This is a genomic window from Providencia sp. PROV048 (genome assembly GCF_033688165.1).
Classification (GTDB): Bacteria; Pseudomonadota; Gammaproteobacteria; order Enterobacterales; family Enterobacteriaceae; genus Providencia; species Providencia hangzhouensis.
Genome location: NZ_CP096360.1, coordinates 1,811,419 through 1,837,311, shown reverse-complemented (window position 1 = coordinate 1,837,311; position 25,893 = coordinate 1,811,419). Strand labels below are relative to the sequence as shown.

General features: G+C 37.8%; 15 protein-coding genes, 2 tRNA genes and 1 pseudogene. 10 read left to right on the top strand and 8 right to left on the bottom strand.

Annotation, left to right across the window (positions count from 1 at the left end; genetic code table 11):
• Positions 1–3: 3 nt before the first annotated feature.
• Entirely contained in the window at positions 4–1,245 is a 1,242-nt protein-coding gene (locus M1F26_RS07920) for an NRAMP family divalent metal transporter (protein WP_140172568.1), read from the bottom strand.
• Positions 1,246–1,649: 404 nt separating this feature from the next.
• On the opposite strand from M1F26_RS07920, the gene M1F26_RS07915 reads away from it, so the two are divergent.
• Both M1F26_RS07915 and gltP read left to right on the top strand, forming a co-directional pair.
• Positions 1,650–2,312 carry a GntR family transcriptional regulator gene (locus tag M1F26_RS07915; RefSeq protein ID WP_004259949.1) on the top strand — a complete coding sequence of 221 codons (663 nt, stop codon included), beginning with the start codon at positions 1,650–1,652 and terminating at the stop codon, positions 2,310–2,312.
• A gap of 562 nt (positions 2,313–2,874) precedes the next feature.
• Positions 2,875–4,182, top strand: a complete 1,308-nt coding sequence (gene gltP / locus M1F26_RS07910; RefSeq protein ID WP_140172569.1) for a glutamate/aspartate:proton symporter GltP — start codon at positions 2,875–2,877, stop codon at positions 4,180–4,182.
• A 482-nt stretch (positions 4,183–4,664) separates the two neighbouring features.
• Here gltP and lpxL read toward each other — a convergent pair whose 3' ends face one another.
• From lpxL to M1F26_RS07895, 3 genes are all read right to left on the bottom strand, one after another.
• Entirely contained in the window at positions 4,665–5,588 is a 924-nt protein-coding gene (gene lpxL / locus M1F26_RS07905) for an LpxL/LpxP family Kdo(2)-lipid IV(A) lauroyl/palmitoleoyl acyltransferase (RefSeq protein WP_004259939.1), read from the bottom strand.
• 569 nt (positions 5,589–6,157) lie between these two features.
• Positions 6,158–6,233, bottom strand: a tRNA-Thr gene (locus M1F26_RS07900).
• 5 nt (positions 6,234–6,238) lie between these two features.
• Positions 6,239–6,326, bottom strand: a tRNA-Ser gene (locus M1F26_RS07895).
• Between the two features lie 213 nt (positions 6,327–6,539).
• On the opposite strand from M1F26_RS07895, the gene rcsD reads away from it, so the two are divergent.
• Both rcsD and rcsB read left to right on the top strand, forming a co-directional pair.
• Positions 6,540–9,233, top strand: a complete 2,694-nt coding sequence (rcsD, locus tag M1F26_RS07890; RefSeq protein WP_140172570.1) for a phosphotransferase RcsD — start codon at positions 6,540–6,542, stop codon at positions 9,231–9,233.
• Between the two features lies 1 nt (position 9,234).
• Positions 9,235–9,885, top strand: coding sequence for a response regulator transcription factor RcsB (gene rcsB, locus M1F26_RS07885; protein WP_004259923.1), 651 nt, complete (start codon positions 9,235–9,237; stop codon positions 9,883–9,885).
• A gap of 78 nt (positions 9,886–9,963) precedes the next feature.
• On the opposite strand, the gene rcsC is transcribed toward rcsB, so the two are convergent.
• Complete coding sequence (rcsC, locus tag M1F26_RS07880; protein ID WP_237451590.1) at positions 9,964–12,750, bottom strand: two-component system sensor histidine kinase RcsC; 2,787 nt, start codon at positions 12,748–12,750, stop codon at positions 9,964–9,966.
• A 213-nt stretch (positions 12,751–12,963) separates the two neighbouring features.
• The gene (gene gyrA / locus M1F26_RS07875; RefSeq protein WP_201276746.1) at positions 12,964–15,579 is read right to left on the bottom strand and encodes a DNA topoisomerase (ATP-hydrolyzing) subunit A; all 2,616 of its coding nucleotides are present in this window, start codon (positions 15,577–15,579) and stop codon (positions 12,964–12,966) included.
• 308 nt (positions 15,580–15,887) lie between these two features.
• Here gyrA and ubiG point away from each other — a divergent pair, with 308 nt between their 5' ends.
• The 4 genes from ubiG to yfaE all read left to right on the top strand — a co-directional run bounded on the left by ubiG (position 15,888) and on the right by yfaE (position 20,674).
• Positions 15,888–16,610 (top strand): bifunctional 2-polyprenyl-6-hydroxyphenol methylase/3-demethylubiquinol 3-O-methyltransferase UbiG, encoded by a 723-nt coding sequence (gene ubiG, locus M1F26_RS07870; RefSeq protein WP_140172572.1) that lies wholly within the window; start codon positions 15,888–15,890, stop codon positions 16,608–16,610.
• Between the two features lie 358 nt (positions 16,611–16,968).
• Entirely contained in the window at positions 16,969–19,260 is a 2,292-nt protein-coding gene (gene nrdA, locus M1F26_RS07865; protein WP_004259904.1) for a class 1a ribonucleoside-diphosphate reductase subunit alpha, read from the top strand.
• Positions 19,261–19,271: 11 nt separating this feature from the next.
• Positions 19,272–20,408, top strand: a complete 1,137-nt coding sequence (gene nrdB, locus M1F26_RS07860; RefSeq protein WP_004259897.1) for a class Ia ribonucleoside-diphosphate reductase subunit beta — start codon at positions 19,272–19,274, stop codon at positions 20,406–20,408.
• Positions 20,409–20,410: 2 nt separating this feature from the next.
• Entirely contained in the window at positions 20,411–20,674 is a 264-nt protein-coding gene (gene yfaE, locus M1F26_RS07855; protein ID WP_004259896.1) for a class I ribonucleotide reductase maintenance protein YfaE, read from the top strand.
• A gap of 72 nt (positions 20,675–20,746) precedes the next feature.
• Here yfaE and M1F26_RS07850 read toward each other — a convergent pair whose 3' ends face one another.
• The gene (locus tag M1F26_RS07850; protein ID WP_096864880.1) at positions 20,747–22,087 is read right to left on the bottom strand and encodes an anaerobic C4-dicarboxylate transporter; all 1,341 of its coding nucleotides are present in this window, start codon (positions 22,085–22,087) and stop codon (positions 20,747–20,749) included.
• A 479-nt stretch (positions 22,088–22,566) separates the two neighbouring features.
• Between M1F26_RS07850 and tyrP the strand changes: the two genes are divergently transcribed.
• Both tyrP and M1F26_RS07840 read left to right on the top strand, forming a co-directional pair.
• On the top strand, positions 22,567–23,715 hold the full coding sequence (gene tyrP, locus M1F26_RS07845) for a tyrosine transporter TyrP (protein WP_231135994.1): 1,149 nt from the start codon (positions 22,567–22,569) through the stop codon (positions 23,713–23,715).
• A gap of 281 nt (positions 23,716–23,996) precedes the next feature.
• Positions 23,997–24,948: pseudogene (locus M1F26_RS07840) on the top strand (Rpn family recombination-promoting nuclease/putative transposase).
• Positions 24,949–25,099: 151 nt separating this feature from the next.
• Here the strand turns inward: M1F26_RS07840 and M1F26_RS07835 are convergent.
• The gene (locus M1F26_RS07835) at positions 25,100–25,642 is read right to left on the bottom strand and encodes a YfaZ family outer membrane protein (RefSeq protein WP_096864878.1); all 543 of its coding nucleotides are present in this window, start codon (positions 25,640–25,642) and stop codon (positions 25,100–25,102) included.
• Positions 25,643–25,893: the final 251 nt, after the last annotated feature.

Genomic DNA, 25,893 nt, shown 5'->3' with positions numbered 1-25,893 from the left:
GAGTTATTTCAGATAATTAAAGATTGCACCGACAGACATCGCGCCCATATACCAAGTTAGCGCACATGTCACGACACCTGACCATAATAACCAACGTGGATAATGGTAACCCGACATTAAATCTGAGCGCTTCCAGCCGATATAAACAAATAAAGTTAAACCAATAGGTAAAATTAACCCATTGAAACCACCAGCAAAAACTAATAATGCAGCGGGGGCTGTTCCCATGGATAAATAAACAATCAGAGAAACTGCGATGAATATAATAGTTGCAACATTACGCTGCCTTTCTGTAATAGAGGACTTAAATGCCGTTAAGAAGCTCATTGAGGTATACGCTGCACCAATCACACTGGTGAGTGCAGCAGCCCATAGAATTAAACCAAAAATACGTAAACCAAAATTACCAGTGGCAGCCTGAAATGCTTGAGATGCAGGGTTTGCAGCATGCCCTGAAATATCAATAGTCACACCACTGGCTACCACACCTAAGATAGCCAAGAACAAAATGTAACGCATCAACCCAACAACTAAGATGCCTTTTGTGGCTGCGCTAGAAACAACTTTAATGTTTTCAATACCTACTGCGCCTTTATCCAATAAGCGATGAGCGCCTGCATAACAGATATATCCCCCAACAGTGCCCCCAACAATAGTGGTTATCATGGCAAAATCAACTGTGTCAGGTAATACGCTTTGACGTAATGCTTCTCCAACAGGTGGGTTTGATGCGATAGCGACAAATAAAGTTAAGCCAATCATTACTACACCTAACCCAATGATTAACCTATCGATAAAGGTGCTGGCCTTACGGGAGGAAAAAATATAAATTGCCAATAATGCACTAATCAAACCGCCCCATTTCGGGTCTAAGCCGACTAACGCATTAAGCCCTAAACCAGCACCAGCTATATTGCCAATATTAAATATTAGCCCGCCAAAAATAACTAATATCGCTAATAAATAACCACTCCCAGGAATTGTGGCATTCGCAATTTCGGATGAGTGCATTTTAGTCAGGGTAACAACCCGCCATATGTTTTGCTGCACAATGAAGTCAATCACAATAGACGCTAATATCCCGAAGGCAAAAGCGGCTCCTAATGTCACGGTAAAAGTCGCAGTTTGTGTGATAAATCCAGGCCCAATGGCTGAGGTTGCCATTAAAAAGATTGCGCTTATCAGTGATGAACGGCGGCTTTTCACATATTCAGCAGTACTTGGTGCACTTTCTTGAGCTGCCATATGAATACTCCTCTAATAGTTATTGTTCTAATTATTGATGTAGTTGTTGATGTCACAATCTCTAAGGCAATTATCGTGCCATTGTTCTACTTGTTAGCTATATTGTTAATTCATTTTTAATGGATTGTTGAACAATTAGTATTGAATGATGAATAAATAATCAATAAAAATCGTAATTGCTGGTTTAAAAATCAAGACGAGATCACTTTTTTAACAATTTTGGCTGACAAACCATAATGTTTATCGAGTAAATTGCACCAAATTGATGCAATAAATTTAAATTTCACTACTCTTGTGCAAATACAGGGAATGGAATAAGTAAAAGAGAAAGGAAACTTGCTGCTATAACTTGAATATGTGAATATAACGCCTTATCACCCCTGAGACTAAAATTAGCCTTTATTATGAAAAAACAACCTGTTGCACAAACTTTATCTGTCACTATTGCAGAAGTTATACGCCATAAGATAACAGTTGGGGAGATCACACCAGGTCAACGCTTATCTGAAGCAGCATTAAGTGAGGAGCTCGATATTTCTCGAAATACATTGCGAGAAGTTTTTCGCGTACTCACACAGGAAGGTTTATTAACTTATGCCCCAAATAAGGGTGTATTTGTCTCAGTGCCTGATATGGCTGCCATTATCGATATTTATCAAGTTCGCCGACTCATTGAATGTGATGCACTAACTCATGCATATGCCTTGCATCCATCAGTTCAAAAAATGAAAGATGCTGTTCAAGAAGCTCGTGAACATGAAAAGACAGAAAATTGGGTGGGTGTAGGAACTGCAAATATGAAATTTCATACTGCCATTGTTGAGCTATCTGACAGCGAACGCTTAATTAAATTATACCGTAATGTATCCGCTGAATTACGGCTGGCCTTTGGTCATCTTAATGACCCTAAAATTTTATATGCTCCCTATATTGATAAAAACCATTCTATTCTTAGATTATTAGACTCTGGCCAAAATTTAGATGCCTCTAATATGTTACGTGATTACTTAGACCTTTCTGAACGCACATTACTCGCTGCATTTAAACGGAAACAATCTGCACTTTGAGTTGCTTTAATATTAATAGTTTTCTTATTTAATTCGCTCATCCCTTACTAATTTCATTACATAAACTTTAGTAGGTGGTCATTTATAGTCATACCTTGATATTTTAATAATTCCTATTCTTCTAATAATGATTAGCTAAAATTAAATTCTTTTTTTATTAACTTATTAAATGGAATGAGTTATACAGAAAATTATATTCTGCTGACTTTTCAATAAAAAGATTATTTTTAGAGGTTGTTTTTCACTCTATCTAGTTTTATTCGCGAAAAAACAAGTAACAAAAAAGCAATATCATTAACAATTTAAAACAATTACTTACATTTAATTAAAATGACAACTTCACCTTAAAACCCACTGATCATTAACAAAAACCCATAACATCTAACATGTATCGCTATTTTACCACTTAAATTTAAACAATAAACATATTGATATAAATTACACATTGAAATTACTCAAATTTATCGAGTTAATAGTTGTAGTTTTCTCGAACATTCGATATAAAATTTATGATAATAACAACACATACATAAAAATTATTAATATAAAATGAGATTTCATTATGACATTAAACCAAGTGACTAAAAAGAAACTGTTTAAATTTGGCCTAGGATGGCAAATACTGGTTGCTCTTATTTTAGGTGTTATTGCTGGTGCACTTTTACATGATAATACAGAGTACAAAGATTGGTTGATTCTAAATATTCTTTCCCCGGCAGGTAAAATATTTATTCAGTTAATCAAAATGATTGTTGTTCCTATTGTTATATCGACTCTAATTGTTGGAATAGCCGGGGTTGGTAATACTAAGCAATTAGGTTCTCTCGGCTTTAAAACTATCCTTTATTTCGAAATTATCACTACAATTGCCATTATCGTCGGTATCTCTTTTGCCAATATATTCCAGCCTGGTGTTGGTATCGATATGTCGCAATTAACGCAAGTCGATATTTCTCAATATGAAAAAACCACTCAAGAAGTCGAAAGCCATCCTTCGGGGATCATTAATACGATCTTAACTTTAGTTCCGAGTAATATTTTCGCTGCGATGGCAAGTGGTGATATGCTACCAGTCATCTTTTTTGCTGTATTATTTGGCTTGGGGCTCTCTTCTTTACCATCAGAGAAGAAACAACCGTTACTCAATGTATTACAGACTTTCTCTGAAACAATGTTCCGTGTAACAAATATGATTATGATGTATGCCCCAATCGGGGTTTTCGCATTAATATCCGTTACCGTCGCTAACTTCGGCTTTTCATCATTAGTTCCTTTATTAAAACTTGTTATCCTCGTCCATTGTGCAATTATATTTTTTGCTGTAGTTGTACTAGGATTAGTCGCTCGTTATTGTCGAATAAATATTTTCACTTTAATGAAAATATTAAAAGATGAGTTATTGCTCGCTTACTCAACAGCCAGTTCTGAAACCGTACTTCCTCGTATTATGGATAAAATGGAAAAATATGGCGCTCCTAAATCTGTAACAAGCTTTGTTATTCCAATTGGCTATTCATTTAACTTAGATGGCTCTACATTATACCAAAGTATTGCTGCTATTTTTATTGCCCAACTCTATGGTATTGAACTCTCCATTGGGCAAGAACTAATCTTAGTATTTACCCTTATGATCACATCTAAAGGTATTGCGGGTGTCCCTGGAGTTTCATTTGTTGTTCTGCTTGCCACATTAGGAAGTGTCGGTATCCCACTAGAAGGATTGGCATTCATTGCGGGTGTTGACAGAATTCTTGATATGGCACGTACTGCACTTAACGTTGTAGGCAACGCCCTAGCCGCACTTGTTATTGCCAAATGGGAACATAACTATGACGATAAAAAAGCTCGTGAATATGAAGAAATTTTTTAGTTTATTCTAAAGTAACTCTATATTAGAATAGCCTTCGATTAACATCGTTATTGAAGGCTATTCGATTTTTACATATTTTACGTGATAAATGACCAGATATTTTATTATTTATTAATTACTCATTAACTTAGTTATTTTTACTTATTAAGTGTAATTTATTTCACATTTTTTAATTTTTTTAATGGAAATTGGTATTTTATTATTAGTGGAACTACACTAAAAAAGAGTTTTAATTAGCCGTTTATTATATTCGTCAAAACAGGAAACAATGAATCAAGTAAGAAGATTTCTTTTGTTTTTAAAGGTGCTCCAACACCTAATGGTAATTTTTATATTTTCATTATCATACTTTATGCTACACAGCTGGTTATAACGATAACCTTGTGCTAAACAAGGCTATAAATTATTAATAGACGAGATAAAACATGTGTTTATCTCGTTTTTTATTATAAACTTTAAAGTGCCATAAGATAAATATAAAACTAGCTATAAAGCGACACTTCCCCTTCAGGCCGGGTTTTAAACCGTCGATGAGCCCAAAGGTACTGCTCGGGCGCTTTCATTATTTCAACCTCTAAGATAGAGTTAATTATTGTTGCATCCTGTAATGCATCAGAGCTTGGGTATTCTAGTATTTCTTTTCCCAGTACCAAATCATAATTAGCACCGCTCTTATTTCTCAATAATGTTACCGTGAGTGTTGGAGATTTAGATAATTGAGCAAGTATTGAGGTTCCTTTTGACGTGGAACTATTTTTGACAGAAAAAAACGGCGCAAATATCGTGCCTTTTCTTCCAAAATCTTGGTCCGGTGCAAACCATATGGATTTACCACTTTTTAACTCTTGAACCATAAATTTTAAATTTTTACGATCAATCATTCCTTTACCAGAACGACACCGTCCTTTTGTCTGAATATATTCCATCGCTTTATTGTTATGAGGACGATACATTGCATTAACAGGAAAACAAAGCCCCATAATCCGGCCACCGAGTTCAAGTGACATAAAATGGACCCCAACAATAATCACACCTTTATTTTTAGCAATAGCATCTAAGTAATTGGACATTCCTTTTACTTGAAATAATTTTTTAACTTTTTTATCACTCCAAAACCAGGCTATCCCAGTTTCAAATAATGCGATACCTAAAGATTTTAAGTTATCATTCACCAAAGTATCTATTTCATTTTTGTTTTTATTTGGGAAACACAATTCTAAATTTCGCTTAATGATTGATACTCTTCTTTTAATAAAATACCGTGAATTACTGCCTAAAAAAGCACCAAGCCACATTTGCCATTTATACGGCAATTGAACTAATAAAAATAAGATAAAAACTCCCACCCAAGTTACTACATACTTCGGGTGGACCAATTTCAGTGAAAATGGGTTTTTGGCGTACATTATATCTCCCAATACTTCGCCTTTGCAGAATGCACGCTATTTTAGACAATATTTAGTCTTTTAAATTCAACATGATTACTACAACAAGATGGGTTTTCACCCATAACTATCTGAATACCTTGCAGTTCATCTCCCTTTCGAGTAGATAACAGCCGAATAATCTTTCCAAGCCATTAAGCAATATTTGATTTTTAATATGGCTAATTAATAAATAGCTCTGTGAAGTTCGTTTTCTATTCATCAAAACTATGCATCGGTTAGGCCAATAACATAATCACTTAAACTGCAAGGAACAGATAAAATTATCACATATATGGCTTAATTAATCTCACTATTAATATGCACTTTTGTCATTTTGCGAATTTTTTTGCTGATTTTTGTCAATTTAATCGTTACTTTTTATTAGTGCTTTCAAGAAGCCACCACAATCAGCGATGGAAAGAAAAATTGATGTTCTTTTGGTGATGGAGCCAGAAGTTTGTCACATCAGCGACTTAAGGTAGTTAAATAATATGGATTACAAGCAAGAAAAAACCCGTTACATCTATGAAATGTAACGGGTTCTTATTTGGTGCCGGCTACCGGAGTCGAACTGGTGACCTACTGATTACAAGTCAGTTGCTCTACCAACTGAGCTAAGCCGGCGAATATGGCGGAGAGATAGAGATTCGAACTCTAGGATGGTTTCCCATCGGCGGTTTTCAAGACCGCTGCCTTCGACCGCTCGGCCATCTCTCCATGGGGCGCGATTATGGAGGAATCCCAGCAACTTGTCTACCCCTGAAAGTAAAAAAATTGATTTTTTTACTTCGTTTGGCTAATCTTCACTCAATCGCTCTCTCTTTTCCAAGAAAAATGGTAATATCTGTGCAAAATCGGTGTCTATCCTTTCTCTAGGCGTATGATTTTTAACCTAATAATACTTTTGCCGATGGGACGACTTGCTACAGTATGTACAAACAATCATTATTAAAGCCAAACACTCTTTTTCGTATTTTCGCAGCATTTATTTTACTGCTGATAGTGATGCTTTGTTTATCACTATTTAACTACTATCAAGCATTGGTTCAAAGCCGTCAGGCTAGTTTGAACAGTATGGCTAGTCGGTTAGCGTATCAAATCGAAGATTATCGTTATCAAGCAAGCCATATCTACAAAATTGCCAATAATAAATCCTCTACCCCATCCGCTGATCAGCTTGCCGTGACAGGAATACGCCATGATATTTTTTGGCTAAGTAGTGCCAACCAATCCATCGATGCTATTGTATTTGGCAATAATAAGCAAAGTAGTAATGTTTTAGCATCTAAACTTGCAAATTATATGGAGATTGTCTGGGGAGCCCGTAATGAATATAACTCAATGTATTATCTCAATGGCTTAGACAATACCCTAGTCTTAGTGACCACTCATTCAATTCTTAAACCTGAGCTACGCTTTAAAGAAAGTTATCTCACATTAACTGCTGAAGAAAAACGTGCTGATATGTTGACTCAATCAACATTATTAGACCGACGGGAAATAATTTCAAATATTCAAAAGTACTCCCCCGATAACCTTTTTTACTATACTTACCGGCTAATGTTTAATTCTCCAGGGCAGCTAACGAGTGTCATATCCTTTGATATTTCTATCAATTCACTGATCCCTCCAAATTTAAATGGGGATTTTTTTACGATTAATACACGCCCTGCAAGCACAGGAAGCAATGAACCTCATACAACTTGGGTCGGAACTAACCTCATTTTCTCCCACCCTATTGATGGCACCAGCTATCAACTTTATTACCATGTCTCATTAAAAAGCATTATCTTTAATGTTATTGGCTATAACTTATGGCTAATGACAGGCATGCTTATTATGATCTTCTTCGCTTTACTGATCATGCTATTCATTCGTAAGCGCCTTATTTCGCCCAATACAAATATGTTGCAAGAGCTGAGTTTTAATGAATCATTGACAAGCGATATTATCAGCCATATTTCATACGGTATTTTGGTTTATGACTTTAATACTAACAAAAAGATTCTGAGTAATGATATTGCTAACCAGTTATTACCTTCTATGGATCTTATTCACATTAAAGAAATGGCGATAGAAAACCATGATGTTATCCAAGTTTCTATCGAGAATATTATCTATGAAGTTATTCTTGTCAATAGCATGACAAAACCCAATACCGTTCTCTTTATTATTATCGACAAAGACAAAGAAGCCTTGACCCAAAAACGTCAAGAATTAGCGAATCGTGAGTACAAAAAAAATATTCACATGCGTAAGATTGTATTTGAGAATATGTGTACTGAGATATTACCCTCACTAATTAAGGTGGATGAACAATTAACTAAATTATCCGGAATAGTCAGCGTAAATAACCGCGCATTTATTTTAGAAATTGAAAGTCAGCTTTTTTATATCAATCGCTGGTTTAAAAACATTAACTTATTAAATCAGCTTGAGTCTCAAGCTAGCTCAGTAAAAACTGAAAACGTTTCTATCAGTAATCTTGTTAGCGAGTTTTTGAAACAAAATTTATCCCAATGCAATAACAAGGGGTTAGCACTTTATTTTCATAATAATCTCAATCCAGATTCACTGATCATGGCAAACCCTGATTATTTAAAACAGTTAATACAACTAATTTGGGATTATTCTATTGCGACAACCTCTTTTGGAAAAATTTCATTCGCGTTATCTTATGATGCCAATAAAAATGTAATTTTATTGAGTATTAAAGACAGTGGAACTGGGGTCAGTAATCTTGAGCTTAGTAATTTACACAGTCCTTTTACTGGGCAAATTTTGAATGCTTCTAACTTTACGCGTTCAGGCATAACATTTTATTTATGTAAGTTACTGGTTAAAAAAATGAATGGTACTTTTTCTATTCGTTCTAGTGATGCAATAGGCACTCATTATGAAATTACGCTTCCTGCAGTTAAAAAAATGCTCGTCAAAGACTTCCCAGCTTTATTGGAAGATGTTTGTATACGCTTAAATATACATAATGCAGATATCTCACGGATTGTTAGGAACATATTAACAAATTATGGAGCAGAATATTTGGACTTAAGTGAAAGCTCCCCTCACACCGACTGGGATCTTTTGATAACTGATAATAATGAGGAATGTTTTGAAAATATTGTTAAAGTAAATGGTACTCTTTTAGGGATTAATCAATTACAACCTCATTATATCGAAACTAACTACAATTTTGCTGATGAATTAATTGATGCTATCTCATTATTGATCGAAAACGCAGAGCATGAACATGCTGATATTTTGCCTCCAGACCATGTTAGTACTCAAGCGCTTTCACAGAACTCGAATGAATCAATTGAAAATGCAATTACAAGTTATCAATTAGCACTGGCAAATAGCGGATATCGAGATTTGTTTATCACAACAGTACCGATAGATATTAATAAACTGTATAATAGTGAAAGTGTTGAGGATTTGACCGAATTGAAAAACACTGCACATCGTTTAAAAGGAGTTTTTGCTATGCTCGAATTTACTTATCTTCATGAACTTTGTGAAGATTTGGAGCGTTACATAGCAGATGAAAACGGATTGGAAATAAAAAATTGCATTAGCGTGCTGGATAATTCAGTCAAAAAACTAATGCCAGAAGGTAACCAATAATATGAATAACCTAAATGTCATTGTTGCCGATGATCACCCTATCGTTCTTTTCGGCATCAGAAAATCACTTGAACAAATTGAATGGGTGAATATCGTAGGGGAATTTGAGGACTCAACCTCTTTGATTAATAACTTAGCACGTTTAAACGCAGACGTACTAGTTACTGATTTATCTATGCCAGGTGACAAATATGGCGATGGTATTACTTTAATCAAATACATCAAGCGGCATTATCCTGACCTGTCAATTATTGTTCTCACTATGAACAATAACCCTGCCATTCTTAGCGCTATTTTAGAGCTGGATATTGAAGGAATTGTGTTAAAACAAGGTGCGCCAGCTGATTTACCTAAAGCTTTAGCGGCTTTACAGAAAGGCAAAAAATTCACACCAGAAAGCGTGAGCAAACTGTTAGAAAAAGTCAATGCAAGCGGCTATGGCGATAAACGTTTATCACCAAAAGAAAGTGAAGTGCTACGTTTGTTTGCTGAAGGTTTTTTGGTCACTGAAATTGCAAAGAAACTTAACCGCAGTATAAAAACAATCAGTAGCCAGAAAAAATCAGCTATGCTGAAATTAGGTGTTGAAAATGATATAGCGCTACTGAATTACCTTTCTTCTGTCAGTATTGATAACTCGCCTTCAGAGTAAATTTCATTTTAACTATAAGACTACGCCAATAAAAACCCAGTTATGGGTTTTTATTTTTGCGTCCTTTTTTACTCACATTCAACAATAGCGCGTCAAAGTCTCACGTAAAATTGCAATTGTTGTCGGTTTTGATAAACAATCATTCATTCCTGCGTTAATACAGCGTTGCTTTTCTTCTGCCATTGCATTCGCAGTTAATGCGATAACGGGTAAATTGAACTCTAAACGACGCAGTTCCTTTGCTAACTGGTAGCCATCCATATTTGGCATATTTACATCCGTTAAAACAATATCAACATGATGATTATCTAAATATTTTAATGCATCTAGCCCATCTATCGCTGTGCCTGTAGTAAAACCGATAGTCGCTAATTGTTCACTCAATAATGCTCTATTAATTGGATGGTCATCGACAATTAATACATGATGTTCACTTAACGAATGGTCAGCAACCAATGATGGATTTACTGTACTATTTTTCAGCGATTGTTCGGCCGTTTTCATGATGGCTTTATCAATTAAGATAGGTAATTTATCTAATTGATATGTATTATAAATCCACTGGTTTTGTTTTATTTGATGGAGTTCACCGGCATAAATACTTGATAATTGGATATGATGTTCACAAATGTCCCTTTCAGCCTGCTCATAATCAGTTATTAAGAGATCATAATGTTGTGTCTTATCCGTTGTATTATGGCGGACAACAGAAAATTGTTCTTGACCTAATAAACGCAAAAGAAAGTTCATTAAAAATTCATTTCGACACGAAACAGCAATCCGATAATGAGCCCGGTATTCTGGAATATTTTTCTTAAGATATTCTTGACCATATAAAGGAATTCGAATAGTAAATGAACTACCAAGTCCAATTTGGGAACTGACCTCAATGTCACCATCCATGAGGTTAACCAGTTTTTCGCAAATAGCTAGACCTAAACCAGTTCCTTTATGGCCCATATTATTTTGGTCATAAACTTGAAAGAATGGATCAAACAACTTCATGACCACCGCATGTGTCATTCCAATCCCTGAATCACGTATTTCAATCTTTAAATAATTCTCATCTTTCCATACATAAAGCAATACAAAACCTGATTCTGTAAACTTAATACTATTATTAACAATGTTAGAAATCACTTGTTGTAAACGAACAGGGTCATTCAAAATGAGATCAGGTATATTAGGCTCAATAAAGGAATATAAAGATATTTTTTTCTTCGTGACTAATGGCAGGTAGTTTGCTAATACAAACGCAAAAACCTCTCGACAATTAAACAATTTGCTTTCTATTTTCAATTGCTTAGATTCAATTTTCGAAAAGTCTAAAATATCACTAATAATCTGCAATAAAAGTGAAGATGAATTATCCATAGTTGAGACTAAGCGTGTTGCTTTCTCCGGTAATTCATAACGTTGTAGTAATTCTATATTACCAATAATTCCATATAACGGCGTTCTTAATTCATGACTAACTGTCGCTAAAAACATTGACTTAGCATGGTTTGCTTGTTCCGCCGCATCGGCTACATCTTGTAGCGATTTTTCCATTTGAACACGAATGCTAATGTCGACTAATACACAAATAGCGACATCTTCATTTTGGTATCGAGAGTTTACAAAGCTAATTTGTAAGTGTGTGCCGTTGGTTGTCACCACATCTATATAATTGCTCGATTTTTGGCGAATAATTGTCAATATTCGCTGTTTATCATCATCATTTAACAGCCGAAAATAGTCATGGGCTAATTCATTACTGAGAATATTACCACCATCTGTTAACCTTAAAATGATGATACCGACCGGTGCTGATGCTACAATTTTGTGGTTGAATTGTTCATGTTCCTCAAGCCGTATCGCAGTGTTCTCTGCGGGTTCTAGCATTTTCCTTTCAAGTAACCAAATTAAAAAGAAAATCAGCCCACCCGTAAAAATATTTAGGAGGATACCGTAAAAAATGGTGTTTTCTAAACTCGCTAATATTTCCGACGTCGCAATTGAGAAAATGACCGTAATTTGAGAAGGTGCTAACCTTTTTTTGAAGATTAATTTTGAGTAATCTGAGTTAAAACCGAAAAATGAAGGCTCAGAAATATTGAGCAATGCAGAGCTCTTAGGATTGATATCTTTAGGTGAATATAAAACAGGCTGGTTATAGTCGTTAATTATCAATATTTCGATAGCCTTATTTCGCCGTATATTAAACTGATTTAAATTAATTGAACGTTCTAACCCAATAAATGCGGGGAGCAGATTATCGTGCTTGATTGCTTGAATTAAGTAAACCTGCCCATAATCCGGCTGAGCACCATGCGTAATGGTAAATAGCTTACGCTCTTTACCTTGTAGCCTTAAACCTTGATAAGTTCGCACACTTTCGTAGCTAACTTTTTTTAGTATTTCTATATCCGATATTGTAGAACGAATAGGATAATCCACCAGACAATAACTTTTCGAACCCACTAAAAAGACATGGTTTAAAGCTTGAGGCGCTGCAATACTCTCTTTCCAAAAATAATTCAGTTGTTCAAAAGCCTGCAAATAGTTTTCAGCTTTATCCCTAAAATGATCACAATCCGTATTCGGAGTTAATTTATAGAACGAGTAATTAGAGGCATTTGGCAATTCCATAAATTTACTCGTAAAAGTATTTTCCTCTGTCGATTCTTGCAGCTTTATTTGGTACAGATCAGTCATCGACTGAATAGAATTCAGTGTCGCCGCCGTTTGCTGTATATAGACTTGTAGGTTTTCATACCCAGAATAGAACTGCTGGCGAAGATCAGATTTGTATTCATTAAATTGCGAATAAAGGAAAAATAAAGTGATAAAAGCACCCATGCCCCACAACATCAAGCCGAGGATACGAAATAAATCCCGAGAAAGTCTAAGTGATGTTTTAAACGAGGGTAAGTATCTCAAGCGTTTTCCTGTATATTCGATACGATGATCGCTAATTATACTCGATTACATAATAAAAAAGCGACAGACATGAAAAGTAATAAAACTAAGAAATTTAGACTAGAAACTAAAACGGGCAGCTAATATGCTACCCGTTCATTAAATTAAACGCGATAATTACTCTTGATCGTCGATATTTGCATCATCAACACCGTTTTCTTCAGTGTTTTCAATCGCATTCTCATCATCATTATTTTCATCATCATCTGTTTCAGCAACTCGTTGTAAACCAACCACTTTTTCATCTTCAGCTGTTCTAATCAAGGTCACACCTTGCGTATTACGGCCAACGACGCTCACTTCAGATACACGGGTACGAACTAATGTGCCGGCATCCGTAATCATCATGATTTGGTCAGTTTCATCAACTTGAATAGCTCCAACAACATTACCGTTACGCTCACTCACTTTGATAGAGATAACCCCTTGAGTTGCACGCGATTTAGTTGGGTATTCTGCTTCTTCAGTACGTTTACCATAACCATTTTCTGTGACAGTTAAGATATGGCCTTCACCACGTGGAATGATCAAGGATACGACTTTATCGTTATCCATTAATTTAATTCCACGAACACCCGTTGCAGTACGTCCCATTGGGCGAACAGCATCTTCAGCGAAGCGCACAACTTTACCTTGTGCAGAGAACAGCATGACTTCATTTGAACCATCGGTTAAATCAACCCCAATCAGTTCATCACCTTCATTCAAGTTCACTGCAATAATACCGGCACTTCTTGGGCGGCTAAACTCTTGTAAAGGTGTTTTCTTCACAGTACCACTCGCCGTTGCCATGAAGACGTTATAACCCTCTTCATATTCACGTACAGGTAAGATAGCAGTAATGCGTTCATCTTGCTCAAGTGGCAATAAGTTAACAATTGGACGACCACGAGCACCACGACTCGCTTCTGGCAACTGATAAACTTTCATCCAATACAAACGCCCACGACTTGAGAAACACAAGATGGTGTCGTGCGTATTGGCGACCAATAAGCGTTCAATGAAGTCTTCGTCTTTTGTTCGTGCAGCAGATTTACCTTTACCACCACGGCGCTGTGCTTCGTAATCAGACAGAGGCTGATATTTCACATAACCTTGGTGAGATAATGTCACTACCACATCTTCTTGATTGATCAAATCTTCAATATTGATGTCTGCGGTATTTTCTGTAATTTCTGTACGACGAGGATCATTATAAGTATCACGAATAATTTCTAACTCTTCGCGAATCACTTCCATCAAACGTTCAGGACTACGTAAAATAAACAGTAAAGCTTCAATTTGTACTAGAAGATCACGGTACTCTTCCAGTAGTTTTTCGTGCTCAAGACCGGTTAATTTTTGGAGACGTAAATCCAAAATAGCTTGGGCTTGTTGCTCAGTCAGGAAATATTGCCCCTCATGAACACCGAACTGTGGTTCTAACCACTCAGGACGAGCTGCGTCATCACCTGCACGCTCTAGCATTGCCGCTACATTACCCAGATCCCAAGAACGTGCAATCAACCCTGCTTTAGCTTCAGCCGGTGTTGGTGCTTTACGGATCAATTCAATAATTGGGTCAATATTAGCAAGTGCGATTGCCAGTGCTTCAAGGATATGAGCACGGTCACGCGCTTTACGCAATTCGAAAATCGTACGACGAGTGACAACTTCACGACGGTGACGCACAAAAGCAGCAATGATATCTTTTAAATTCAGTATTTTCGGTTGCCCTTGATGTAGAGCCACCATATTGATACCAAAAGAAACTTGCAATTGAGTCAAGGAATATAAGTTGTTCAGGACAACTTCACCCACAGCATCGCGTTTAACTTCAATAACAATGCGCATACCGTCTTTATCCGACTCGTCACGCAGTGCACTGATTCCTTCAACACGTTTGTCTTTAACTAACTCTGCAATTTTTTCAATCAAGCGAGCTTTATTCACTTGATAAGGGATTTCGCTGACAATAATGGTTTCGCGACCATTTTTCTCATCGACTTCCACTTCAGCGCTTGCACGGATATAGACCTTGCCACGTCCTGTACGATATGCATCAATAATCCCACGACGGCCGTTGATAATAGCCGCTGTTGGGAAATCAGGCCCTGGAATGTGTTCCATTAAACCTTCAATACTGATGTCTTCATCTTCTATATAAGCAAGACAACCATTAATCACTTCCCCTAAATTGTGAGGAGGAATATTGGTTGCCATCCCAACCGCAATACCAGACGACCCATTAACCAAAAGGTTTGGAATTTTCGTTGGCATGACTTCAGGAATTTGCTCTGTTCCGTCATAGTTTGGAACGAAATCAACGGTTTCTTTTTCAAGGTCAGCAAGTAGCTCATGGGCAATTTTCGCCATACGGATTTCCGTATAACGCATTGCCGCAGCGGAGTCTCCGTCAACTGAACCGAAGTTTCCCTGACCATCAACCAGCATGTAACGCATTGAGAAAGGCTGTGCAAGACGAACAATTGTCTCGTAAACAGCGATATCACCATGTGGATGGTATTTACCGATGACGTCCCCAACAATACGGGCAGATTTTTTATAGGGTTTATTCCAATCATTTCCCAATACATTCATCGCATACAGTACTCTGCGGTGTACTGGCTTCAGTCCATCTCGAACATCTGGAAGCGCACGGCCGACAATAACGGACATTGCATAATCCAAATACGAACTTTTAAGCTCTTCTTCGATATTAACTGGTGTGATTTCTCTGGCAATCTCGCTCATGGAACCACTGTCCCTCATAACTTCGGATTCAAAGAGTAGAACTATACCACAATTCGCCAATTTAATAAAAATAAGAGACGGGTATTTGTCTTCCAAGCTATGTATAATAGCGGAAAATTAAGTTTATGTGTCCGAAACTTGAAGGTTTATCAATTAATAACTGCAATAATTACATTGTTGTTTACATTTTAGCCATCAATGCTTGTCGGGCTACTATTCCCCCTATTAAACATAGTTTAAATACAGTTTAAATATAACTATCGTTAATAGGCTTTCGGGTAATAGGTTAAAAATAGGAGCTTCTTTGTATGAATGACACCCAAACCCCAATCTACCTTAACGTCGATAAGCAAGAAATCGAAAAATTCGAGTCCATTGCCTCACGTTGGTGGGACTTAGAAGGGGAATTCGCCCCACTACATCGCATCAACCCATTACGCTTAGGTTATATTATGCAGCGTGTAGACGGTATTTTCGGTAAAAAAATTCTTGATGTTGGCTGCGGCGGTGGCATTTTATCGGAAAGTATGGCGCGTGAAGGTGCAGAAGTCACCGGTCTTGATATGGGTGCCGAGCCTTTAATGGTTGCTCGTTTACATTCTCTTGAGTCCGGCATTCCAGTTGAATATGTACAAGAAACCGTTGAACAACATGCAGACAAGCACCCTCAAGCCTATGATGTTGTCACGTGTATGGAGATGCTTGAACATGTTCCGGACCCTCAGTCTGTCGTTAGGGCTTGCGCAAAATTAGTCAAACCGGGTGGACACGTAATTTTTTCAACCATCAACCGTAATAAAAAAGCATGGCTAATGGCTGTGGTTGCTGCTGAATATATAATGAAAATCGTCCCAAAAGGCACTCATGACGCAAACAAGTTTATTCGCCCTTCTGAGTTAATTAATTGGATTGACGGCACACAATTAAAAGATAAACATATCATAGGGTTGCATTATAATCCATTAACAGACAAGTTCTGGCTTGGGCCAAATGTTGATGTAAACTATATGCTGCATACGGTAAACGAATAGTCATTTAGTCGTGAAAAGAATAAATCACAAGCACTACGTTTAAGAAAGCAGCAAACGATCGCATTTTACAAAATTTATTTTAGTCCTCATGTCGGAAGCATTTTTTTTATTAATGCCTTTTACCATGCAGCTTACCGACATGATCACTTTTCTTATCCAACCAGTTATCCACAAGATCCCTCTAATTTGTTCACTTGATAAAATCACATATTAACATTATCTTGTTATGGTATTCTAAACAAACTACTACATATAGTGGTACAACAAAACATAATACAACTAGTCTCATGGCATTACACCATGAGCTTTTTTATGTTTATTTTAAACTATTTGTAGTTCAACCAAGGTGTACTTGCTCATGAACCAGAGTCTGTTAGTCACAAAGCGTGATGGACATAAAGAACGCATTGATCTTGATAAAATCCACAAGGTAATCACCTGGGCTGCTGAAGGCCTAAGTAACGTATCCGTTTCTCAAGTGGAGTTACGTTCACAGATTCAGTTTTATGATGGGATCAGAACTTCTGATATTCACGAAACGATGATCAAAGCAGCAGCAGATTTAATTACGGGTGATACCCCTGATTACCAATACCTAGCTGCCCGTCTTGCTATTTTTAACTTACGCAAGAAAGCCTATGGCCAGTTTGAACCGCCTGCATTATATAAGCATGTTAAACACCTCGTTGAAATGGGGAAATATGACAAGCATTTGCTGGAAGACTACTCTGAAGCAGAGTTCGAGCAAATGGATAGCTTTATTGATCATTGGCGTGATATGAATTTTTCCTATGCTGCGGTAAAACAGCTTGAAGGGAAATATTTAGTTCAAAACCGTGTAACGGGTGAAATCTATGAAAGCGCACAGTTTTTATATATTTTAGTTGCAGCTTGCCTATTTTCACATTATCCAAAAGAAACACGCCTCGATTATATCCGTCGTTTCTATGATGCCGTTTCAACATTCAAAATTTCATTACCTACGCCGATTATGGCGGGGGTACGTACGCCTACACGTCAATTCAGCTCTTGCGTACTGATTGAGTGTGGTGACAGCTTAGATTCTATCAATGCAACCTCAAGCGCAATTGTGAAATATGTCTCACAACGTGCAGGGATTGGGGTGAATGCAGGCCGTATCCGTGCATTAGGCAGCCCAATTCGTGGTGGAGAAGCTTTCCATACGGGTTGTATTCCATTCTATAAACACTTCCAAACTGCGGTTAAATCATGTTCGCAAGGTGGTGTTCGCGGTGGCGCTGCAACCTTGTTCTACCCTATTTGGCACCTTGAAGTAGAAAGCTTACTGGTTCTAAAGAATAACCGTGGGGTTGAAGGTAACCGTGTTCGCCATATGGATTACGGTGTGCAATTAAACAAGTTAATGTATGAGCGTCTGATTAAAAACCAAGACATTACATTATTCAGCCCATCGGACGTTCCGGGTCTTTATGACGCCTTTTTCGCAGATCAAGACGAATTTGAACGTCTATATGTGAAATATGAGCAAGATGAAAATATTCGTAAATCGAGCGTTAAAGCGGTTGAGCTATTTTCATTAATGATGCAAGAGCGTGCGTCTACTGGCCGTATTTATATTCAAAACGTTGACCACTGTAATACACATAGCCCATTTGACCCGCAGATTGCGCCTGTCCGTCAATCGAACTTATGTTTAGAAATTGCGCTGCCAACTAAGCCATTAAATAATATAAATGACGAAAATGGTGAAATTGCGCTGTGTACATTATCGGCATTTAACTTAGGGGCGATTGATAGTCTAGATGAATTAGAAGAGCTAGCAATATTAGCTGTTCGTGCACTCGATGCGCTACTTGATTACCAAGATTACCCAATCATTGCGGCTAAACAAGGCTCAATGGGCCGTCGTACATTAGGTATTGGCGTGATTAACTACGCTTATTATCTCGCGAAGCACGGTGTTCGTTATTCTGATGGCAGTGCAAACAACTTAACGCATAAAACATTCGAAGCCATTCAGTATTATCTATTAAAAGCCTCGAATGAGTTAGCAAAAGAGCAAGGTGCTTGCCCATGGTTCAACGAAACAACCTATGCACAAGGCGTTTTGCCTATCGATACCTATAAAAAAGAGCTCGATAAGTTAACTAATGAACCTTTACATTACGATTGGGAAGCGTTACGCCAAGAAATTAAACAACATGGTCTGCGTAACTCGACACTGTCTGCATTGATGCCTTCAGAGACATCATCACAGATTTCTAACGCAACTAATGGTATTGAACCACCGCGTGGTTATATCAGTATTAAAGCCTCTAAAGATGGTATCTTGCGCCAAGTGGTGCCTGATTACGAAAATCTGAAAGGTGCTTATGAGCTACTGTGGCAAATGCCTTCAAATAGTGGCTACTTACAACTCGTTGGTATCATGCAGAAATTTATCGACCAGTCGATTTCTGCTAACACAAACTATGACCCAACTCGTTTTGAGAGCGGTAAAGTGCCAATGAACCAATTGCTAAAAGATTTATTGCTCGCCTATAAGTTTGGTGTGAAAACACTTTACTACCATAACACTCGCGATGGGGCGGAAGATGTTCAGGGCGATCTGGAAGAAGTTGTTGAGTCAGCGGATTCCGATTGCGAAGGCGGCGCGTGTAAAATTTAATAGGAATTGTTATGTCACACACATATACAACGTTTTCACAGAAAAAAAATGACCAAATGCTGGAGCCGATGTTTTTCGGCCAACCCGTTAACGTGGCGCGTTATGATCAGCAAAAGTACCCTATTTTTGAAAAGCTGATTGAAAAACAACTGTCGTTTTTCTGGCGCCCTGAAGAGGTTGATGTCTCTCGCGACCGTATTGACTATAATGCGCTGCCAGATCACGAAAAGCATATCTTTATCAGTAATCTGAAATACCAAACGCTGCTGGACTCTATTCAGGGCCGCAGCCCTAATGTGGCATTATTGCCACTGATTTCGATTCCTGAACTGGAAACTTGGGTTGAAACGTGGGCGTTTTCTGAAACTATCCACTCACGTTCGTATACACATATTATTCGTAATATTGTGAATGACCCTGCCATTATTTTTGACGATATCGTTGAAAATGAAGAAATTTTAAAACGTGCTAAAGATATTTCTGGTTTTTACGATGACCTGATCGAAATGACCAATTACTATCATATGTTTGGTGAAGGCACGCATACTTGCAACGGTAAGCAAGTTACTGTTTCTCTGCGTCAGTTGAAGAAGCAGCTGTACCTGTGCCTAATGAGCGTTAATGCGCTCGAAGCAATTCGTTTCTATGTTAGCTTCGCCTGTTCATTTGCGTTTGCTGAACGCGAGCTAATGGAAGGAAATGCTAAAATCATCAAACTGATCGCACGTGATGAAGCACTGCACTTAACTGGTACACAACACATGTTGAACCTGTTACGTTCGGGGCAAGATGACCCAGAAATGGCAGAAATCGCGGCAGAGTGCGAGCAAGAATGTTATGACTTATTCGTTCAAGCGGCAGAGCAAGAGAAAGAGTGGGCTGACTACCTATTCAGCGAAGGCTCTATGATTGGTTTAAATAAAGATATTTTATGCCAATATGTTGAATATATTACTAATATTCGCATGCAAGCTGTCGGTCTGAAATTGCCATTTGAAACGCGTTCAAACCCAATTCCATGGATCAACGCATGGTTGGTGTCTGACAACGTACAAGTTGCGCCTCAAGAGGTTGAAGTCAGTTCTTATTTAGTCGGCCAAATTGACTCTCAAGTCGATACCGACGATTTGAGCGACTTCGAACTATAAGCATGGCAAGCCATAAAATCACCCTGCGGTTAACGCAGGGTGTTCAAGTCCCCTTCCATACTGAAGTCCATTCGTGTTTGTTGGAAGCCTTAGAAGACAGCCGTATTCCTGTAGAATATCAATGTCGTGAAGGCTACTGCGGTTCATGCCGAGTGACGTTATTACATGGGAAAGTGGGCTATAAGCAAAAACCTATTGCATTTGTGCAAGATGGAGAAATTCTGCCTTGTTGCTGTCATCCACTTTCAGATATTGAAATTGGTTAATCTAAAATAGGTGATTGCACAGCTGTCTATCAGTTACCTGTGCAATCACTTTTTATTCACTTGCTTTATTGATTATAAATAACCATATAATCCCGCAAATATCCAACCAAATACACAAGAAACACCCACCCCAATTAACCCCGGTAGAATGAAGCTGTGGTTGATAACAAATTTACCAATACGCGTTGTTCCAGAACGGTCAAATTGAATTGCCGCAAGGTCACTAGGGTAAGTTGGTAAAATGTAATACCCATAACACGCAGGTGCAGAAGCGATAATATAAGCCGGGTCAACACCAATCCCTAGTGCAATTGGTACTACAGCGGCCAGAGCAGCTGCTTGTGAGTTAACAAACTTAGAGACTAATAATAAGATAACTGCATAAGCCCAAGGGAAATCTTTCACTAAAGAACCTAAAGTTCCTTTAATTTCATCCATATGAGCACCGAACATGGTTTCTGCCATCCATGCGATACCATATACTGCAACAATCGCAATCATCCCTGAACGGAATACTTCATTCTTTGAAATTTGTCCTGGATTAGTCTTACAAATAATGATAATTAGCGCACCTGCTAATAACATAAACATCTGGATGACTAAAACCATGGATAGTGGCTTACCGTTAACTAGCGGTCTAAGTTCAGAAAATGCGCCAAGTAATGCCACAACTGCGATGGAAGCTAAAAAAATCCACATCGCGACCCAATTAATTTTCGGTAATTTGGTATTTAGCAGTGTCACACTGTCACCATAGACATAATCATGGTTTTCAGGGACTGAGATAAACTCTTGGAATACAGGGTCTTTATCGAGATCTTTACCTCTAAACCAACTGAAAATACCAATAGCTAAAATACCAATTAATGTTGATGGAATAGTAATTGCTAATAAATCCAAAAATTCGAGTGACTTACCATTGATTGTCACACCATTTAGCATTGCGACTAATGAAACAACGGCAACTGAAACTGGGCTAGCGATAATCCCCATTTGCGCGCCAATACTACTCGCAGCCATTGGCCTTTCAGGGCGAATATTATTTTTAATCGCCGCATCGTAAATGATAGGTAAAATTGTATACACCACATGCCCTGTACCACACAAAATGGTTAAGATACATGTCACAAAAGGTGCCACAATAGAAATGTACTTAGGGTTTTTCCGCAGTAGTCGTTCTGCAATTTGCAGCATGACATCCAAACCGCCTGATGCTTGTAACGTTGCTGATGCGGCAACAACAGCAATGATAACAAGCATTACATCAACAGGCGGTTTTCCAGGCGGTAAACCAAAGCCAAAAACTAAGATAACTAGACCAACACCACCTAATAGCCCGAGTGCCATTCCCCCTTTTTTTGCTCCATAGAATAAGCAAACAAGGATAATGGCGAGTTGAATCATAAAGTCCATAGTTCCATCCTTTATATATATGTTTACATATATTATCGGGATGATTTTCAAGCATTAATTTGATTTATGATAACTTCAAAATCAATTTAGTTTTATTTTTTATGCTTTTATTTTGACCTCATCACATAATTTTAATTAAGTAACTGACATACTATTCCGTTACCTACCATTTTGATAAAAATCAATCAACTACTACACCAATTTTAACAACTCACTCCATTTAAATTTACCTTTAGTCACTTTAAATCATCATTTTTTCTTTACTTTATTAACTCTGCTCATTGTCTTGAGTCTCTCTATCTACTTGATTATCAGTGTAAACTTAATATTACACTCACTGTAATTTACATTTGACAGAGAACTTGCAATCGCATAATCTGCATCACTTATTAATTATTCAAATTCAATTAGAGGAACTTGTGAAGAATCGTACGCTTGGCAGTGTGTTAATCGTTGCAGGGACAACAATAGGTGCAGGGATGTTGGCAATGCCACTTGCCGCTGCAGGAGTCGGTTTCACAGGCATCGTTTGTTTGCTTGTTGGATTATGGATGTTAATGAGTTATACCTCATTACTGTTAGTTGAAGTGTATCAGCATAACCCTGCAAATATGGGCTTAGGCTCCGTTGCTAAAAAATATCTTGGCCCAATTGGCCAGATAGTGACTGGGCTAAGTATGCTGCTATTAATGTACGCATTAACAACCGCTTATATCGGTGGAGCTGGCGTATTAATTTCAGATAGTCTGTCTTCATGGTGGGGCTTTAAAATTTCAACTGACACTGCCATTATTGCATTTACTATTATTGGTGGTGCAGTTGTCTGTATTGGTACGCATTCCGTCGATTTTATTAACCGAATTTTATTCACAGCAAAAACGATTTTTTTAGTCATCATGTTAGTTGTAATGATGCCACACGCGGAAGCCGTAAACTTAAGCACCATGCCAATTGAAAAAGGCCTTATCCTTGCCGCAGTACCCGTTATTTTTACCTCTTTTGGTTTCCATGGCAGCGTCCCAAGTTTAGTTAACTATATGAATGGGGATGTACGTAAATTACGTATGATTTTCATTACCGGAAGCGCAATTCCTTTAGTTGCTTATATTCTATGGCAGATTGCGACGTTAGGGTCTATTCCATCACATACTTTTCTCGGAATACTAGCGCAGGAATCAGGTCTAAATGGGTTACTCACCGCGATCCGCGATGTTGTCGCTACACCTCGCGTTAATATCGCCGTCAGCTTGTTTATGGATTTAGCGTTGGCCACATCTTTCTTAGGTGTCGCATTAGGCTTATTTGATTACCTCGCCGACTTATTCAAACGGAGTAATCATTTTATCGGTCGAGTGCAAACAGGCTTACTCACCTTTGTTCCGCCATTATTGGCTGCCCTATTCTTTAGTAGTTTCGTACAAGCATTAACTTATGCAGCTGTTGCACTCTCGGTCTTAGCGCTGATTATTCCTGCATTGCTAACATTACGTGTACGTAAATTAGAATCTCAAGGTGGGTATCAAGTTAAAGGTGGTACACCTATTTTAGCCTTAGTGTTGGCATGTGGTGTGGCAGTAATCGCTATCCAATTTTCGATTGTTGCCGGCTTCTTACCGAACGTCGGTTAACAAATTGATAAATTAAGCCGTAATTCGGATAACTTCAAATTACGGCTTTTGTTTATCTGAAATTAACTATCCTCACTCCCAATCAAGGTGGCCATCGTTTGATATCCGCAATCAATCAATAATCCCCTAGCATTCCTACTCTATCTCCACATATATATTATTTGCATATAATTTAATATATATTTCTTTAATTACGTCATTTGGCAGAAAATAATTCCGAAAAGACAACCCTACCCCTCTTGCTTTACAGTTATTGAGAGGTAAATAAGGAATTAGGTTGAATGAAAAGGAAAAATATTTCTGCTGTCCACGATGCAGCATTTAAGAGGTTTATGTCAAACATAGACAGCGCACGTGACTTTTTTGAAATTCACTTACCAAAACACATAAAAATCATTATGTGATTTCACTACGCTAAAGCTGACTAACTCATCATTTATTGATAAACAGCTTCGCTCTCGGCTATCTGATGTTCTGTATTCAGTACAGACCTCACATGGAACAGGCTATATTTATTTATTAGTCGAGCACCAGTCAACCCCAGATAAACTGATGGCGTGGCGCTTAATGCATTATGCGTTTTTAGCAATGAATCAGCATATGCAGCAAGGAAGCACTGTATTACCTCTAGTTGTTCCTATTCTTTTCTACCACGGTACTCGTTCACCTTACCCTTACACTCAGTTATGGACAGATTGTTTTCCTCAGCCCAAGCTAGCAAATACGTTATATACACAATCATTCCCGTTGGTTGATATCACTGTAATAGACGATAATGAATTAGTAAATCATCGCAAAATTGCTGTTATGGAATTAGCGATGAAACATAAACGGTTGCGAGATGAGTTTCACCATGTGCTTCCTTTATTGGCGCAAGCACTCAATCAACACTATAATAGCGACAATGATGTGGTCACTATCATCAATTACCTATTTTCTGCTTTAGACTCAACTGATTTTGAAAAATTTATCTACACATTAGAAGCGCAAACAGAAAAGCACAAGGAGACGATTATGAATATCGCACAACGCTTACATAATAAGGGTCATCAAGAGGGCCTTCTCGAGGGGCTGCAAAAAGGCAAACAGGAAGGGCTTCAAAAAGGGCTTCAAGAAGGCGTTCAAAAAACTAAAACCACCTTAGCTCGCAACTTATTGATAAACGGTGTTAGCCCTGAAATTATTATGAAAAGCACCGGATTGAGCCGTGATGAGCTGACGTCATTAAAGTAATGCAATAAAAACTGAAGTAAATAGCTATGGATAAGCAGCTAAAAGTTTAACCAATTATTTTAAAAAATACTCAACTAAGTTTACATCATCAAATTCGCCCTAGGCGTACACATAATGTACGCCTAGGGGCATTATGAACAAGATGACCCTGTTAGAATGAAAGGCCAGCCCCTACATACCAGCCATCAGCAACTTTATCGCTACTATGACCATGTGTCCCTTTCATTTCAATTAAGCGATATCCCGCATCAATAGATAAAGGCTTAAATACCGTATAACGTGCACCGGCTTTAGCTTCGACGTACGATTTGCTGCCTGAAGTCAGTTGCTCTGGAGCACCATAAGCTTCACCGTAAATATTGAGTGAAGGCAAAGCCTGCCAATTTAACCCACCACCAACAGCTAATGCAGCACCATTACTATTGTGATCAGGTGATAGATATAGCCCTTTACCCCCTACAAATGCAGAAAAAGGCCCAATAGGTAAGCCAAATGTGGCACCAATACTACCCATTTGCCCATCATGGTCACTACGAGCCCAAGAGCCGTTAAATGCCAACCCTGCATTTTGGTTACCTAACCCTGCAGACAGCTCAGTAAAATGTTCACCTGCTTGTGCACTAACTGAAACTGCATGTGCAGTACCTACGAATAATGGTGACATCGCTGCTGCCAATAATAATAATTTGCGCATTATTTTATCCTCTTGATATTATTACCTATGGATATTACGCGAATCTCACCCTATTTTCAGCCATTCTTACCTAGATTTACGCTATAGCCTCGATAAAAGCCCTCGTTATTCATTACAAAATTTCACACATCAAAAATTTTAGTGCAAAAAAGTGCGATAAATACGTATTTTCTTACTTGTAATCACAGTAATTGGTTATATTAATTAGATAATCAATTCCATAATAACTATACTGAATTACAAGTTTGTTG

What these genes read in the sequence shown, in the direction of transcription:
- M1F26_RS07920 (WP_140172568.1), bottom strand. Translation starts at nt 1,245, where the DNA reads ATGGCAGCTCAAGAAAGTGCACCAAGTACTGCTGAATATGTGAAAAGC.
- M1F26_RS07915 (WP_004259949.1), top strand. Translation starts at nt 1,650, where the DNA reads ATGAAAAAACAACCTGTTGCACAAACTTTATCTGTCACTATTGCAGAA.
- gltP (WP_140172569.1), top strand. Translation starts at nt 2,875, where the DNA reads ATGACATTAAACCAAGTGACTAAAAAGAAACTGTTTAAATTTGGCCTA.
- lpxL (WP_004259939.1), bottom strand. Translation starts at nt 5,588, where the DNA reads ATGTACGCCAAAAACCCATTTTCACTGAAATTGGTCCACCCGAAGTAT.
- rcsD (WP_140172570.1), top strand. Translation starts at nt 6,540, where the DNA reads ATGTACAAACAATCATTATTAAAGCCAAACACTCTTTTTCGTATTTTC.
- rcsB (WP_004259923.1), top strand. Translation starts at nt 9,235, where the DNA reads ATGAATAACCTAAATGTCATTGTTGCCGATGATCACCCTATCGTTCTT.
- gyrA (WP_201276746.1), bottom strand. Translation starts at nt 15,579, where the DNA reads ATGAGCGAGATTGCCAGAGAAATCACACCAGTTAATATCGAAGAAGAG.
- ubiG (WP_140172572.1), top strand. Translation starts at nt 15,888, where the DNA reads ATGAATGACACCCAAACCCCAATCTACCTTAACGTCGATAAGCAAGAA.
- nrdA (WP_004259904.1), top strand. Translation starts at nt 16,969, where the DNA reads ATGAACCAGAGTCTGTTAGTCACAAAGCGTGATGGACATAAAGAACGC.
- nrdB (WP_004259897.1), top strand. Translation starts at nt 19,272, where the DNA reads ATGTCACACACATATACAACGTTTTCACAGAAAAAAAATGACCAAATG.
- yfaE (WP_004259896.1), top strand. Translation starts at nt 20,411, where the DNA reads ATGGCAAGCCATAAAATCACCCTGCGGTTAACGCAGGGTGTTCAAGTC.
- M1F26_RS07850 (WP_096864880.1), bottom strand. Translation starts at nt 22,087, where the DNA reads ATGGACTTTATGATTCAACTCGCCATTATCCTTGTTTGCTTATTCTAT.
- tyrP (WP_231135994.1), top strand. Translation starts at nt 22,567, where the DNA reads ATGTTGGCAATGCCACTTGCCGCTGCAGGAGTCGGTTTCACAGGCATC.
- M1F26_RS07835 (WP_096864878.1), bottom strand. Translation starts at nt 25,642, where the DNA reads ATGCGCAAATTATTATTATTGGCAGCAGCGATGTCACCATTATTCGTA.